This window comes from Streptomyces sp. NPDC056373 (genome assembly GCF_042262425.1).
Lineage (GTDB): Bacteria > Actinomycetota > Actinomycetes > Streptomycetales > Streptomycetaceae > Streptomyces.
The window spans coordinates 216,176-231,357 of record NZ_JBHJPX010000013.1 but is presented as its reverse complement, the minus strand read 5'-3'; the positions used below and the strand labels follow the sequence as shown (position 1 = coordinate 231,357).

At 72.4% G+C, this 15,182-nt stretch carries 9 protein-coding genes and 4 pseudogenes; 2 read left to right on the top strand and 11 right to left on the bottom strand.

What is annotated here, in order from left to right:
- Positions 1 to 40: 40 nt before the first annotated feature.
- Positions 41 to 1,255 carry a LysR family transcriptional regulator gene (locus ACFCXS_RS27750; protein WP_376646050.1) on the bottom strand — a complete coding sequence of 405 codons (1,215 nt, stop codon included), beginning with the start codon at positions 1,253 to 1,255 and terminating at the stop codon, positions 41 to 43.
- A 107-nt stretch (positions 1,256 to 1,362) separates the two neighbouring features.
- Between ACFCXS_RS27750 and ACFCXS_RS27745 the strand changes: the two are divergent.
- Positions 1,363 to 2,400, top strand: a pseudogene (locus ACFCXS_RS27745) (acyclic terpene utilization AtuA family protein); the annotation flags it as partial.
- Positions 2,401 to 2,532: 132 nt separating this feature from the next.
- On the opposite strand, the pseudogene ACFCXS_RS27740 reads toward ACFCXS_RS27745, so the two are convergent.
- From ACFCXS_RS27740 to ACFCXS_RS27710, 7 genes and pseudogenes are all read right to left on the bottom strand, one after another.
- A pseudogene (locus ACFCXS_RS27740) lies at positions 2,533 to 2,754 on the bottom strand (CoA transferase); the annotation flags it as partial.
- A 211-nt stretch (positions 2,755 to 2,965) separates the two neighbouring features.
- Positions 2,966 to 3,532, bottom strand: a complete 567-nt coding sequence (locus ACFCXS_RS27735) for an SDR family oxidoreductase (RefSeq protein ID WP_376646049.1) — start codon at positions 3,530 to 3,532, stop codon at positions 2,966 to 2,968.
- Positions 3,533 to 3,586: 54 nt separating this feature from the next.
- Positions 3,587 to 3,685, bottom strand: a pseudogene (locus tag ACFCXS_RS27730) (3-oxoadipate enol-lactone hydrolase); the annotation flags it as partial.
- Between the two features lie 317 nt (positions 3,686 to 4,002).
- Positions 4,003 to 5,238 carry a PP2C family protein-serine/threonine phosphatase gene (locus tag ACFCXS_RS27725; protein WP_376646048.1) on the bottom strand — a complete coding sequence of 412 codons (1,236 nt, stop codon included), beginning with the start codon at positions 5,236 to 5,238 and terminating at the stop codon, positions 4,003 to 4,005.
- A gap of 162 nt (positions 5,239 to 5,400) precedes the next feature.
- A pseudogene (locus tag ACFCXS_RS27720) lies at positions 5,401 to 5,657 on the bottom strand (MerR family DNA-binding transcriptional regulator).
- Positions 5,658 to 5,924: 267 nt separating this feature from the next.
- Positions 5,925 to 6,719, bottom strand: coding sequence for a hypothetical protein (locus tag ACFCXS_RS27715; protein ID WP_376646047.1), 795 nt, complete (start codon positions 6,717 to 6,719; stop codon positions 5,925 to 5,927).
- A complete protein-coding gene (locus ACFCXS_RS27710) occupies positions 6,716 to 7,303 on the bottom strand; it encodes an ABC transporter ATP-binding protein (protein ID WP_376646046.1) in 588 nt (195 codons plus the stop codon). The genes ACFCXS_RS27715 and ACFCXS_RS27710 overlap by 4 nt, the downstream gene beginning before the upstream one ends.
- Before the next feature lie 355 nt (positions 7,304 to 7,658).
- On the opposite strand from ACFCXS_RS27710, the gene ACFCXS_RS27705 reads away from it, so the two are divergent.
- Positions 7,659 to 8,870, top strand: a complete 1,212-nt coding sequence (locus ACFCXS_RS27705) for a flavin-containing monooxygenase (protein ID WP_376646045.1) — start codon at positions 7,659 to 7,661, stop codon at positions 8,868 to 8,870.
- 368 nt (positions 8,871 to 9,238) lie between these two features.
- On the opposite strand, the gene ACFCXS_RS27700 is transcribed toward ACFCXS_RS27705, so the two are convergent.
- The 3 genes from ACFCXS_RS27700 to ACFCXS_RS27690 all read right to left on the bottom strand — a co-directional run bounded on the left by ACFCXS_RS27700 (position 9,239) and on the right by ACFCXS_RS27690 (position 15,122).
- Entirely contained in the window at positions 9,239 to 9,727 is a 489-nt protein-coding gene (locus ACFCXS_RS27700; protein WP_376646044.1) for a GNAT family N-acetyltransferase, read from the bottom strand.
- 120 nt (positions 9,728 to 9,847) lie between these two features.
- On the bottom strand, positions 9,848 to 11,797 hold the full coding sequence (locus ACFCXS_RS27695; RefSeq protein WP_376646091.1) for an SWIM zinc finger family protein: 1,950 nt from the start codon (positions 11,795 to 11,797) through the stop codon (positions 9,848 to 9,850).
- Positions 11,798 to 12,251: 454 nt separating this feature from the next.
- A complete protein-coding gene (locus ACFCXS_RS27690; protein ID WP_376646043.1) occupies positions 12,252 to 15,122 on the bottom strand; it encodes a DEAD/DEAH box helicase in 2,871 nt (956 codons plus the stop codon).
- Between the last annotated feature and the right edge of the window lie 60 nt (positions 15,123 to 15,182).

The following is a 15,182-nucleotide window of genomic DNA, read 5'->3' as shown; positions in this document are numbered from 1 at the left end:
CGGTCGTGTCCCTCGAACTCAGTGAAGCCATGGCGGCGGCCTACGGGCGCTGCGGGTGCGCAGGTAGCACTGCGGGTGGTCCCCCGGTCTGATCACTGTTTATCGAGATCGAGCATTCGTGACCGCACTGTGTCGTTCCTGCGCAGGCGCCTGCAGGCGAAGTCGTTGGTACATCGGGAATCGGCCCTGCCGCCGGCGAGCCAGTCGCCTGGCCCGAAGCGTGCACAGGTGCGGAACAGCTCGGCGTTGCCGAGGCTGGATAGTCGTTCCCGCAATGCAGGGGCGGCGGTGGTTCTTCGCCACCGGGCTGCGAGCGGTCCTGCTGAACGGCCAAGGAGGGGGCCTGTACGGGTTCTTGGGCGAAGGCTTCGGTGAGAGCTTGACGGAAAGCCTTGGCCGGCGGTGATAGTGGGGTGCGTGCGAGGAGGCAGATCTGCCTGGTGACTGTCGGGTTGACCAGTGATCGGACAGTGAGGGGTTGGAAGCCCAGGAGTGGCAGAACTGTTTGTGGCACCGCGGTGACGCCGATGCCCGCTGCCACCAGTCCGGCCACGGTTGCCACACCTCGTGCGGTCACGAGCGCGCAGGGAGTCGTGCCGGCCGAGGCGAATCCGAAGTCCGTCAGGACACGGACGCTGGTCCCGGACTGCAGCGCCACGAAGGGCTCGCGGCTCAGCTCGGTCCAGGTGATCTCGTCCTGGGCTGCCAGGGGGCTGTCCGGCGGCATGACGGCGACAAGTGAGTCGGTGACGAGTGCCGCGACGTCATGGGGGATGGTAAGCCGTGAGGCCTGTTCGGCGTCACAGACTGCCAGGTCGGCATTGCCGGTTTCCAGCATGGTCACCCCCTCGGCGGCCGGGACATCGAGGACCGTGACCGTCCGGCGGGGGTGGTCGCGGGTGAACGCCCGTACGGCGGTGGGCAGTACGGTCGCCGCCACGGAGGGAAGCGCGGCGATGATGACCTCGCCGCTGTCACCGCTCAGATAGCCGTTCCACTGCCTGTGCCCGCGCTCCGCCGCTGCGAGGACACCACGGGCGACCGCGAGATAGGCGTCACCGGCGTCTGTGAGCTCGACCGCGCGGGTGGTGCGGGTGAACAGCGTGGCGTTCAGCATGCGTTCCACCAGGGCCACCGTCCGCGACACCACCGGCTGGCCGATGTGCAGCTCGCGCGCCGCCCGGCTGAAGGACCGGTGCCGGGCCACCGCCTCGACGACAGCCATCTGGGACAACGACACATCCATGCTGTTCATGCTTTCGGAGCATAAACCTATGCCGAACCAATGTCTTCCTTGCTGTAAGTGTTCGGCCTAGCGTGAGCAGAGCAAGGAAGAGCAGAGAAGAGCACGGGGCGGGTGACATGGCAAGCCGAGTGATCAGTGCCACGCGGATCGGATGCGGAGCAGGATTCGCCGGTGACCGGTTCGAGCCGGCGGCCGACCTGCTGGACCGCGGCGACTTGCACTACCTGGTGCTCGAATGTCTGGCCGAGCGGACGATAGCGGCGGGGACGCTCCGCCGTCTCAGCGATCCGACGGGCGGTTACGACCCGTTCCTGGAGCGACGCCTGGCCCCGCTTCTGCCCGCCGTGGCCGCGCGCGGCGCGAAGCTGGTGACGAACCTCGGTGCGGCCGACCCGGTCGCCGCGGGCGAGGCCGCCGCACGGCTCGCCCGCCGGCTCGGGCTCGACCTGACCGTCGCCGTGGTGACCGGCGACGAGGTGACGGATGCCCTCGACCCAGACCTGCCCGCTCAGGAAGACGGACGGCCCCTGTCCGAGCACGGCCGGCTCATTTCGGCGCACGCCTACCTGGGAGCGGATGCCGTACGCGATGCTCTGGACGCCGGCGCCGACGTGGTCGTCACCGGGAGGGTCGCGGACCCTTCCCTGTTCGTCGGCTGCCTGGCTCATCACCGCGGCTGGGATCTCGGCGACGTCCACCAGGTCGCACACGGCACTCTGGTCGGCCACCTGCTCGAATGCGCCGGACAGGTCACCGGGGGCTACTTCGCCGATCCGCCGTTGAGTGAGGTCCCCGGCCTCGCCCATCTGGGCTTCCCGCTCGCCGAGGTCACCGATACCGACGCCGTGATCACGAAGCTGCCCGGAACCGGCGGCAGGGTCGACGCCGCGACCGTCGCGGAGCAACTCGGTTACGAGGTCGGCGACCCGGCCTGCTATCCCACCCCTGACGTGCGTGCCGACTTCACCGCCGTCACCGTGCGCGACCTCGGCGGTGACCGGGTCCGTGTCAGCGGGACCCGAGGCTGTCCGGCTCCGGCGGAGCTGAAGGTCAGCGTCGGCTTCCAGGGTGGCTACCGATGCGAGGCGGAAATCGACTACGCGGGGACCGGGGCCCGTCGGCGCCCCGAACTGGCTGCCTCGGTCGTACGCGAGCGGACGCGTGGCCTGTTCCGTGACCTCCACGAGGACCTGCTGGGGGTGGACCCGATCGCACAGCTCGACGGTACGACCCGCCTCGGCTTGGATGAGCAGGTCGTATGCCTCGCATCGCGGTACGGGCCACTGCTGCCGTATCCCGAGATGGAACAGGTGATCAGCCGGGGGGTGGCGGGCGCGGAGCTGCTCGGCGCCGAGACCGAGGCGCTCCGCTGCGCCGGGGGCGAAGTTCTGGATGAAGACGTCGGCCCGGTCGATCAGGCGCTGCATGGCCTCCGCGGCTTCGGGGTGCTTCAGGTCGAGGGTGATGCTCTCCTTCGACCGGTTGAGCCACACGAAGTGGCTCGACATGCCGCGGACCGTCTCGTCGTCCTGCCGGAGCGGTTTGCCGACGTCCTGGCACTCCAGGTCCGCGAGCCGGTCGGCGTCCCACCTGATCAGCGCGGCCAGTTGCCGCAGGATACCGGCTCACCATTCGGTGCCCTGCCCCCGTACGACGCCGAAGGCGGTGCGGGCGGCTTCGACCGCCTCGTCGACCTGAGCGGATCCGCAGCGGACGGCCTCAGCGCAGGGGGCGCCGGTGGACGGGTCGACCACGGTGAAAATGGCCCCCGTGGCTACTTCCTCGCCGGAACACGGTGGCGTCGGCGACGTCCGCCGGCTGGGCGAGGCGGCCCATCGGGATACCGGCGATGAACGCCTCACGGGCCTCCTCCGGGTGATCCGGACCGAGGAACATCGGCAGCATGCCCGTGTCGGTGGCCACCGGCGCAACCGCGTTCACCCGGATCCCTTCCGGGGCCAACTCGACCGCGAGGGTGCGGGACAGGTGGTTCGCGGCGGCCTTGCTGGGGGCGTACGCGCTGAATCCCGGGCGAGTACGCTCGCCCATGACGGAGCCGGTGACGATGATGGAGCCGCCACCCGCCGCGCGCATGGCGGGAATCACGGAGCGGGCACACAGCCAGACGCCCTTGACATTGACGGCGAAGACGCGGTCGAAGTCGGCCTCCGAGGTCTCCAGCGCCGCGCGCGGGTAGGAAGCCAGTCCGGCGTTTGCAGGAGAGAACGTCGATACGGCCGTGCGCATGGAGAGCGTGCTCGGCCATCCGGTCGGTCGCCGCTGCATCAGTCACATCCACGGCGACGGCGCTTGCCGTCGCACCGTCCAGGCGCAGAACCTGTGCCAGGTGGTACCCAGTGAGGGACCGAGGATCAGGACGGGAGCCTCTTCTGGCCCGTCAAAGCGGTATCGCAGGGTGTTCGACGGCGTCTCACTCACGCCCCAGACCCTCTCACGTCTCACGGACGCCCCTGTGACGCGGGGGTGCGGGAGACCGGTCTGAGAAGTCTGGGGCGGCCGAGGGGGAAGGGCCGACTGGGCCTCTGCCCTGCCCCCGGCCGATGCTCGTGGCACCGGCGAGGGAGGCCGTCGTCATACACGACGGCCTCCGGCTCATGCCCTGATCATCAATGCTTCGGCCAGGCTGAGCCCGTCATCGCGGGACGGGTCCTCCGGCAGGAATGGGGCGGGCTGGACCGGCCCTCACGTCATCCGGGTCCGCGGCCACCATGCGGCTTCCCCGAAAGTGCCCGCGGTCACGGCTGCTTCGTACGGGCGGCTGAGGCTTGCCAGGTGTCCGCGCCGGAGCTGACGTGGCGCTGCGTGTGCTGGGGGCCATGCCAGTCCAGGACCATCACGGTGGCATCGTCTTCAAGCCGACCGCCTGCCGCGTCGAGAACTGCCGAGGTCAACATCAGCGCGGTCTCGCGCGGGTGCAGATCTCGGGTCCCCTCCAGCATCTCGGCAAGGTCGACCTCGTCTCCGTGATGTTCGAGCATGCCGTCGGTCAGCATGAGCAGACGGTCACCGGGGCGCAGATCGAGGTCCTGGACGCGGTAGCGGTGGGGTATGCGCACGGACAGCCCGAAGGGATGGTCCACCTCGCAGGTGATCATCTCGGTGATCCCTTCGCGCATGCGCAGGGGCCAGGGGTGGCCGGCGTTGACGAGCTGGGCCCGCCCGGTGTGGAGATTGATGTGCAGTAGTTGCCCGGTGGCGTGGCCGCGGTTGTGGCCGGCCAGGGCCTGGTCGGCGAGGTGGGCCTGCTCGGCGAGGCCGGCTCCTGCGCGGCGGGCGCCGCGCAGGGCGCCCACCAGGACCGTGGCGGCCAGAGCGGCCTCGATGTCGTGGCCCATGGGATCGGTCACCGATATGTGCAGGGTGTCGCGGTCCAGGGCGTAGTCGAAGGTGTCGCCGCTGAGGGCTGCGGAGGGCTCCAGACTCCCGCACAGAGTGAACTGGGCGGCCTCGCACGAGAGCGACGCGGGCAGCAGCTGGTACTGGATCTCCGCTGCCAGGGTGGGTGGCCGGGAGCGTTTGCCCCAGGTGTACAGATCGGTGAAGCGCCCGTTGGCGATCACGACGTACGCCAGCACGTGGGCGGCTTCCCCGACCGCTTGCAGGACGTCGGGGCCGGGGGTGCCCGGCAGGAGCAGTTCCAGCAGTCCGATGGCGTCTCCGCGGTTGGTGACCGGCACGATCACCCGCTGCCCCGTGTCGGTCGCCTCCTGATACGGCCGCTGGGTCCGGATCACGGCCTCGTAGACGCTGCCGAAGAGAGGAATCCGCTCCGCTTCCCGCCCCTCCTCCACCGCCCCGGCTGTGGACAGCCGCGCCACTGCCTTCCCTGTCAGATCGACGATGAGGAACGACACCTTCGTGGCGCCGAAACGGCGCCGCAGCTCCTCTGCGAACACGTCGACGGCCGCCACCGGCGACGCCATCTCCGCAGCCGTCAGCAGCTCGGGATACCCACTGCGCCCACCACTCATGACCACGGTCCTTCCGCCCCCTCCTACAGCGTGGAAGCCGCCGCGGTGAGCGTCAACCGCGGCCCATCACAGGCAGTGCTTGCTTCGGCAAGCACTGCCGCGATCAGGCGGCGGCCTCGTTCGCTGACGGTCAGGATTCGGCCGGCGCCCGGCGTGCTCGAGTCAAGCTGAGGACTTGGGCCACGTCCCGACCTGTGTGCGCATTTGCTCGTTGACGCGCAGTATTTCTTCGAGCTGGTCTTCGAGAACGACGATGCGGCAGGCGACCTCGATGGGCGTGCCCCCGTCGAGGAGTTCGCTGGGCGGGCTGCGATGCGTGGCCGCCTTCCGAGCGCAGAGGCGTGATCGGGGAGATGTTCACCGAGGGCTGGGAGGAAGGCGGGGGTGGTGGTGCCGAGCATCTCGGCGGCCCGGCCCATGGTCTATGCGGGGTAGTCGTCATCGTCGGGATTGTCGACGGGACGATCGGCAGGGGGCATAGACCTCTTCTTTCGCGGACGCTTCGGGGAGGCACGGACAGCCTCGTCGGAGGACCAGGGCTGACTCCGGGAGCGCACGCGCACCACCCCGGCGCGGGGACTGGCATCCGAAGCGTGCCGGTCGATCGGCGGGTGACCGCCCGACGCCGTCCACACGGGCGACGCGATGGCGGTCACCCGCAGCCGGACCTCACCAGCACCGGCTGATCACCCTGTCCGGGCTCGCATCATGCCGGACCACCGGGAGCGGGAAGGGCGGCGGTGGGAGTGGAGGACGAGCAGCGCCAGGAGGCCGGTCGCGGCGGACCAAGTGAGGGAGAGCAGGCCGTAGGCCCAGGGAGTGTGGGGCGTGAGGGCTGAGCTCAGCGCCAGTTGGGTCACGCCGTACAGAGGAAGCGCGGACACGCCTGCCACATCCATGAGTGTGTTGAAAACGGGGTTCTGCAGGCCGGTGTCCACCAGGCTGAGCATGATGATGAGGAAGAAGCCCTCCAACTCGCCGCGGACCAGGGAGCCGAGCAAAACACCGATGCCGCCGTAGACGAGGCCGGCGCCTGCGAGGGCCGGCCCCAGGGCGCCCGGGTGGTGTACGGGCAGGGAGATCCACAACAGGATCGTGGTGTAGGAGGCGAGCACGGCGGTGGTGAGGGCGACGGCGGCGAGCTTTGCCAGCAGCATCGGCAGGCGGGGATACCCGGCCAGCAGCAGACGGCGGTCCATCTGCCGTGACTGAAAGGTCTCCGTGAAGGTGATGAACCCGGCGACCAGCGTGACGGCGCCCAGCGCGCTGGCCACCTGCCCCACCTGGCCGGCCCGGGCGAAGACGGGAGCACCGAGGGCGTCCAGCCGGATGCGCACCACCGCGTCGGAAGTGCACAGGCGTGCCACAGCGATCCAGACCGGGATGAACGCGACCGCCAGAACCAACGCCAGCCGGTTGCGCAGATGACCCAGCAGAGTACAGCGCAGCAGTTCGGTGAACGCCGTCCAGGAGAGCCTCACCGGTCGGTCTCCTGGAAGTGCAGACGCCCTTGGCGCAGATGAGCGATCGCGTCGAAGTGATGCTGTTCGTGCAGCAGGTGCGAGACCACGACGACCGACCGGCCCTGGTCCCGCAGTTCGGCGGCCAGGGTCCAGAACCGCTGATGGGTGTCCCAGTCGAAGCCCTGGTAGGGCTCGTCCAGGACCAGCAACTGCGGATCGTGCATGAGAGCAATCAGCAGGTTCAGTTTCTGTCGCGTTCCGCCGCTGAGCTCGCTGACCGGCTGTCGCCGACAGCCGGTCAGCGCCAGCAGCTCCATCAGCTCCCCGGCACGCTGGAGGGTCGGCAACCGGTACGCCGTCTGGAACAGCCGCAGGTGCTGTCCGACGGTGAACGCGTCGTTGAGGACGGCTCGTTGCGGGCAGTGCCCCACGACCCCGGTCCGTGTCACCGTTCCGCGGTCGGGTGCGAGGTGTCCCACGGCGATCTGCAGCAGCGTGCTTTTGCCCGCCCCGTTCTCGCCGACGACTCCCACCAGCGTCCCGGCAGGAACATCGAGGTCCACATCACGCAGGACCTGCCTGCCGCCGTAAGCCTTGCACACTCCCCTGATCCGCAGTCGCGGCCGGTGGCACGTCGTCGCTGCCTGCACATGACCCCCTCGAATGATCGGCCCGGCACCGCGAGTCGGCGCCGGGCGAAGCCCGCCACGAAGGCCGGAGCCGAGCAGGACGCCCGGCCTTCTGACCGGCAGCCGTGCTCGGCGCGTACGGTCCGCCCCCCAGGGACTGGCGCCTGCGCGAAGTGGCGTTCCGGTGCCCGGTGTCAACGAGTCGGCACCGCACCTGTAACGGCGGCGGCACCGTTGCAATGAACGAACCCGCCGGCATCGCGCATCCGCGGCTTGGCGCCTCCCTGCCGGGCGTGACGTGAGCCGCACTCCGCCGTTGTAGGAGGCGATGTCCCCGACACCACAGCGATACTTCAGCGCTCCCACGATCGTGATCGGAGCCGGTCCACACGGTCTGGCGACCGCCGCACTGCTGCGCCGCACCGGTGAGCCGACCCTCATTCTGGAGCGATCGGACCGAGTGGGAGCGAGCTGGGCACAGCGCTACGACCATCTACGTCTGCACACCACCCGTGGCGTCTCGAAACTCCCCGGCCTGCCCGTACCGCGGCAGGCGGGCCCGTGGGTGAGCCGGGACGACTATGTGCGCTACCTGGAGCGCTACGCCGCCCATCACCGACTCGACGTCCGGCTGGCCACCCCAGCGCAGCGCATCGAACGGGCCGAGGCCGGTTCGGGAGCACAGTGGCTGGTCCACACCCCCGACGGCCCGGTGCCCACGGGCGCGGTCGTGGTGGCCACCGGCCGCTGCCATACCCCGCACATCCCCCCATGGCCTGGGCGTTCGACCTTCACCGGCACGCTGCTGCACTCGGCGCACTACCGCTCTCCGGCCCCCTATCGCGGGCAGCACGTCCTGGTGATCGGCGCCGGCAACAGCGGTACCGAGATCGCCGGCGTCCTGGCCGGAGCCGGAGCCGGGCGGGTACGGATCGCCGTCCGTACCCCACCCAACATCCTGCCCCGCTCCAGCGCCCGATGGCATGCCGTCGGCCGACTGGCGGAGGCCCTTCCGCTCGCCTGGCGCGACCGCACCTCCCTGCTCACCCAACATTTCGCGGTGCCGGACCTGACCTCGCGGGGACTGCCGCGGCCACGGACGGGCCTGTACACCCGCAACCTTCTCGACGGGGTCAACCCGGTGCTCGACCACGGCTTCGTGGACGCCGTCCGGTCCGGACGGGTCGAGCCTGTCGGGGCCGTCCAGGCGTTCGACGGCCCCGACGTGTTACTGGCCGACGGCACCCGACTGCGACCCGACACGGTCATCGCCGCAACCGGGTACCGGCCCAATCTTCACGACCTGGTCGGACCGCTGGGCGTACTCGACGAAGCCGGGCACCCCCTCGCCATCGGGGCACAGACTCACCCCGCGGCAGCGCGTCTGTACTTCACCGGCTACACCAACCCCCTCACGGGTGTCCTCCGCCAGGCAGGCATCGAGGCGCGCGCCATCGCCCACGCGTTCCGACGCGAGACGGTGCAGGCGCCTCTTCCCACCCCGCAAGCCGGCGACCGCCCGGCCGACACACCCTCCTGAAGGCACGCTCCGAGCTGAGGGGGCCTGGGCTGCGGCGCCCTTCAGCCGTTCCCCTCCAGGGCGAGTGGATGCCGCGTGGCGGTCGGGGGCGGGTGTGGACGCTTCCGGGGAGCGCATTGCACGGGCATGGATGAGGTGGCCACGTCGGCCCGGGGCTGCATCGGTAGCGCCGCGTCAGTGTGGCGGCGGGATAGGCCGGAGTCGATATCCATGGTGTGAGGACCCGAAGCGCTGACGCCGAGGGTCTTCCCGGGCCATGGCGGCGACACGGGCTCGGACCGCGGCGCCGTCCCACAGCGCCCTGCGGTCGGCATTGTCACTGGTCACAGCAGCACGGTCCGGCATTCGTCCGCGTCACGGCAACCAGATCATTGCGACGCGATGCGAAACTCGAATTCGGGGCGGTCCCACGGCACGGCGGGCGGGTTGGCGAGCGCGGTCCCGGTCCGCACTGCACCGACGCGACGGTAGAAGCCCTCGGCGGGGAGATGCGACACGACCTTGAGACGGTCGAGCCCGGCGGCACGGGCCTCGGACTCCATGTGCGCGACGAGCAGTCGCCCGATCCCCCGCCCCTGGGCTTCGTCAGCGACGAACAGCAGGTCGAGCTCCGGTGGAGCGAGGACGAGCGAGTAGAACCCGAGGATCCGGCCGCCGTCCTCGTCGGCTGCGACGGCTACGAAGACGCGATGGGCCTCGATGTAGTCGGGACCGACCCGGTAGCCCGCGACCGCGGATGCGTACTTGCCCTCGTAGGCGCTTGAGCCACGCACGAGCCGCGTGAGCCGTTTGGCATCCCGCGCGACGGCCCTCCGGATCGTGATCGGCCCGCAAGTGCGGGTAGCGCGTGAACTCATCGGGAGAGTATGTCGCACCGGAGAGTGCCTTTCTGTGGCGGGTCGGAATTTCGTACCCGGCGCGGAAGTGGGCGTCGGCGGCCCCCTTCACCGTCAGCCGTGAGGTCTTCACGGACCCCGTCACAGGTCTCCGGGCAGGCCGAGGCCGGTGAGGGCACCGACCGGGTCCAGGTCCGGGGTGCCTCTCGGCCACCAGTCGTCGTGGCCCGGCTCGGACTCGTAGGCGTACCAGAGGCCATCGCGGCCGAGCCGGAGCTGGACGTGGCCCAGGGGGTGGGTGAGGTGGTTGCGCCAGGGCCGGAAGGCGGGCAGGTCGGCGGCGAGGAGCAGGGGCCGGGCACGGTCGAACCGGCCGGCGGGCGGATCCCACGGCTCCTCCAGTACGGCGAGGCCCTCCAGTCCGCCCTGACGCCAGGCCGCCACCGCGCGGGCCAGCTCCGACGTGGTGCGGCCCGCCGCTGAGGCGAGGGAGGCGTACAACGCCCGGGTACCGGCGGTGAGTCCGGACCCGGGGCGGGCGGCGGCCAGACGGACCGCGTCCTGCCAGAAGGTCAGCTGCCCGACCGGGTCACGGCCGGTGCCGAGCAGGGCGTGGGCGCGGGCGGCGGCGTCCGTGGCCAGCTGGTCCAGCGCGAAGGGGTCCGGGCCACCGGGAGCCGCCGGATAGGCCGGGGGCTGCTCGGGATGCGCGAGCGGAGGCAGCGGAGCAGGGAGGGGCGCAAGGGCGTGCGAGGCGAGGACCTCGGCGGCCCTTACGCCGGGCAGGGGCGCCGGGCCCCTGTCCTGCGCGGCGCGCGCGGCACGGGTGGCGCTCAACCGGGACAGCGCGTCGAGCAGTTCCCGTTCGCCCCGCCCTCGCAACAGGAGGAGAACGAAGGGGTCGGCGTCGAGCAGCCGGGCGGTCTGGTAGCAGAGGGCGGCCGCGTGCTTGCAGGGGTGGCCGCGGTCGGGGCAGCTGCACCGGGGCTCCAGGTCGCCGGGGCCGGGCAGCAGCGGCACACCGCACTCCGCGAGCGACTGTGGCATCTCCTTGTCGAGCAGCGCCGCGATGTGCCCGGGGCGATCGGCGGCGGCGTCCAGGAACCGGTCCCAGTCGGTGTCGTCGAGCGTGCGCAGGTGCACCTGGACGCGGTACGGGCGGGGGCGGCTGCCCTGGACGTAGGCGAGCACCAGTCCGGGCGTCACGGTGATGGCGTCGACATGGCCCTGCCCCGCGTACCCCCGCCCCCGCTCCAGCCGTTTCACGTCCAGCGCGCCCTGCTCCAGCGCCCCGATCCAGGCGTTTCCCCACCAGCTCCCGGCGAAGCGGTCGCCGTCCCGGGGCGGGAGGGGCGGGAAGGTGCGGCGGAGTTCGTGGTCGCGCGTCGGGGCGGCCATGGAACGGGGGGTTCGGGAGGGCGGAGGGGTGCGGTCCGCCGAGGTTGCGGGCGGGGCCGGGGGAGGCTCCGGGGCGACGGGTGAGGAGTTCGGAGGAGGTGAGGAGCCCGGAGGAGAGGGGTTGTGGGCCGGCCGGCCGGTCCGTCCGGGGGCCGGCTCATGGTCGCCGGAGGTCGTGGTCCGCAGGTCCGGCATCAGAAATGCGCCGGACAGCAGCCGGCCGACATCCCGGGCATCCCGGGCATCCCGGCCAGGGGTGTCCGCGGCAGCTCGTCGGGCAGCCGCTGCTCTGTCGTCCACGGCGCGCTGCCGGGCCCGGCGCCTGCGGCGGGCACCTTCCCGCTCCGTCTCCTCCCGGGCCCGCCGTGCGTCGTCCCGTGCCGCGCGCAGTGCCTCGCGCGCAACGTCCGCGGCCCCTCGCCCGGTCGCCTCCGCCCGACTCGGGGATCGCTCGGCGGTGACACCCGTGGAAGTGGCCTCCGGAGGGCTCGTCCGCGGGTCGCCGGATGCGTGCGGCTCCGGCGTCACGGCCGCCGGGGGACCCTCCGGCGCACCGGCGGCACGGGGCGCGCCTCCGGCCTCCGGATCACCGCCGTCCGTCTCGGGGCCAGTCCTCCCCTGCCGCCCGCCGGAGTGTTCGGTGCCCCGGCCGCCCTCGGGCACGCCGCCGCCGGCCCGCCGACCGGCGGCCATCCCGGAACCACCCTCGTCCCCGAACACACCGCGATCCGCCCTTACACCGGCGGGCGTCACGAAACCACCCGCGTCCCCGAGCACACCACGATCCGCCCTCGCACCGGCGGCCGCCCCGCGACCACCGGCGTCTCCGGGCTCGGCGGTGTCCTCGGAGGAGTCGGTGGGACGGGCGGCATCGGCGTCCTCCCGCGCACTCCCCCGCTGGTCGGACACCGCCCTTCGCAGCGCCTCGCGTGCCACATCTGCCGGCCTGGGCGCCCCCCGGGCCGCCGCCTCCCCCGGCGGGGACGGCGGCTGCGGGTGGGCGGGGGCGGCCGGGGCCGGAGCGGGGTCCTGGGCCGCTCGCTCCCGGGCCTCGCGCAGGGCACGGCGGGCCTCGTCGGACGGGCGGGCACTCATGACGCACTCCGAGGGGACGGCGGGGCCGGCCGTTCGCAGACCTGGTGGGGCGTCATGACGACCTCCGCAGGGACACCAGGTCGGACAGCTCCCGGTCCGTCAGTTCCGTCAGGGAGGACTCGCCGGAGCCCAGGATCGCGTCGGCCAGGGCCCGCTTGGACCGGAGCATCTCGGCGATGCGGTCCTCGACGGTGCCCTCGGTGATGAGGCGGTGGACCTGCACCGGCTGGGTCTGCCCGATGCGATAGGCACGGTCGGTCGCCTGCTCCTCGACGGCCGGGTTCCACCAGCGGTCGAAGTGCACGACATGACCCGCCCGGGTGAGGTTGAGGCCGGTTCCGGCCGCCTTGAGCGACAGCACCAGGACCGGCGTCGAACCGGCCTGGAAGCGGTCCACCATGCGCTCCCGCTCGGGGACCGGCGTACCGCCGTGGAGGAGGTCGACCGGGACCGCGCGGGTGGCCAGGTGGGAGGTGATCAGGCGGGCCATCCCGACGTACTGGGTGAAGACGAGGGCGGACCCGTCCTCGGCCAGCAGGGTGTCCAGCAGCTCGTCCAGCAGGGCGAGCTTCCCGGAGCGGGCGGCGAGCCGGTCGCCGGCAACCGGGCCGTGCTCCTCCTTGAGGAACAGCGCGGGGTGGTTGCAGATCTGCTTCAGCGAGGTGAGGAGCTTCAGCACCAGGCCGCGGCGGGGCATGCCCTCGGCCGTCTCGATGGCGAGCATCGACTCCCGCACGACCGCCTCGTACAGCGCGGCCTGTTCGCGGGTGAGCGGCACGGGGTGATCGGTCTCGGTCTTGGGCGGCAGCTCGGGCACGATGCCCGGGTCGGACTTCCTGCGGCGCAGCAGGAAGGGCCGGACCAGCCGGGCCAGGCGCTCCACCGCCTCCTCGTCCTCGCCGTTCTCCACGGCGCGCGCATGCCGGGCGCGGAAGGACTTCAGCGGGCCGAGCAGCCCCGGGGTGGTCCAGTCGAGCAGGGCCCACAGCTCCGAGAGGTTGTTCTCGACGGGCGTGCCGGTGAGCGCCACGCGCGCGGGGGCCGGGATGGTGCGCAGCGCCTTGGCGGTGGCCGAGTAGGGGTTCTTGACGTGCTGCGCCTCGTCGGCCACGACCATGCCCCAGGCGCGGTCGGCGAGGGCGGGGGCCGCCGAGCGCATGGTGCCGTAGGTGGTGAGGACGAAGCCGCCGTCCAGGCCGTCGAGGCTGCGGTCCGGGCCGTGGAAGCGGCGGACGGGCACGCCGGGGGCGAAGCGGCCGATCTCCCGCTGCCAGTTGCCCAGCAGGGAGGCCGGGCACACGACCAGGGTGGGTTCGCCGCGGGCCCGCTTCAGGTGCAGGGCGATGAGGGTGATGGTCTTGCCGAGGCCCATGTCGTCGGCGAGGCAGCCGCCGAGGCCGAGGGAGGTCATCAGGTCGAGCCAGGCCAGGCCCCGCAGCTGGTAGTCCCGGAGGGTGGCCCGCAGCTCCGGGGGCGGCTGGGCCGGGCGGATTCCCGCGGTCAGGCGGTCGCGCAGGGCGGCCAGCGCGCCGACGGGGACGGCCTGGACCGTCTCGCCGTCGACGTCGGCCGTGCCGGTGAGGGCGACGGACAGCGCGTCGACCGGGTCGAGCAGGCCGAGGTCCCGTTTGCGGGCCTTGCGCACCAGCGCCGGGTCGACCAGCACCCACTGGTCGCGCAGCCGGACGACCGGGCGGTGCGCCTCGGCGAGGGCGTCCATCTCGGTGTCGGTGAGCGGGTCGCCGCCGAGGGCCAGCTGCCAGCGGAACTGGAGGAGGTTCTCGCTCTCGAAGAAGCCGGTGCCGTCCGTCGCCGAGCCGGGGGCCGGGCGGACCACCGCCGCGGCGGACAGGTCCTGCGCGAGGTCGCGCGGCCAGTGCACGGCGACCCCGGCCGCGGCGAGCCGGGTCGCCGCGACCCCGAGCAGATCGGTCAGCTCGTCCTCGGCCAGGGCCAGCACGTCGGGCACGTCCTGGTCGGCGAGCCGGTCGAGCGGGGGCCAGACCCGGGCCGCGCGGCGGACGGCGAGGGCCGCGTCCACCCGCGCCCGGGGACCGAAGGCGTCGTCGGCCGCACCCGCCCACAGGGCCGCCGCGTCGGCCACGAGGGTGGGGTCGGCGAGGCTGTGCACCTGGACGATCGCCGCGCCGGCGCTGCGGGCACCGCCGTCGGAGGCGTCGTCGAACAGGTCGTAGGCCGACAGGTCCAGGCGGAGCGAGATCCGCACGCCGGCGTCCATGCCGGCGGCGACTTCGGCGGCCCAGTCGTGGGCGGTGGGCAGATGCTGGGCCTCTCGGGCCGCGAAGGGCCGCCCGGAAGTGTGGGGCGCGGCCGGGGTGCGGGGCAGGGTGTCGGCGACGGCGTCGAGGAAGGCCCGCACCAGCGCTTCCGGTTCGGGGAGGCGGATCGGGCCGGGGCCGGGCAGCGGCACGGCATGGCCCTCGTAGGGAAGGGCGGCGGCCACCGCGCGCAGGTGGGCGATGTCGTCCGGGTCGAGCGGGCCGGCGCGCCAGGCGTCGTGGCCCGTGGCGGTCAGGCCGGGCAGCAGCCGGCCGCGGGCGGTCAGCCGCAGGGCGTGCAGGGCGGCGGCGCCCCAGCAGGCCGTGGCGGGGTGGGCCGCGGGGTCGTGCCGGGCGCGCACCAGGAGCGGCAGGGCGGCGTCGAGCGGGAGGGTCAGCGCGGGGGTGGTACGCCGCCGGACGCCGGTGGCGCCGTGCCGTCGTACGACGGTCAGCTCGGTGTCCGCGGCCTCCCCGACGGCCTCGGTGCCCCCGGCTCCCGGGGTGGGCAGGGGCTCGCCCTCGGGGTCCCAGAAGGCGATGTGCCCCTCGCGCGGGAGGGGCGCGGGCAGGAAGACGGCCGGGAGCCGGACCGGGACCGTCGCCTCCCCCGCCCGCTCGGTCGTCGACACCGTCTCTCCCATACGTCCTGCCACCTCCCGCCCCGCGTGCCGGATCAGTTGTCTCCGACTCTACGGGCGGGG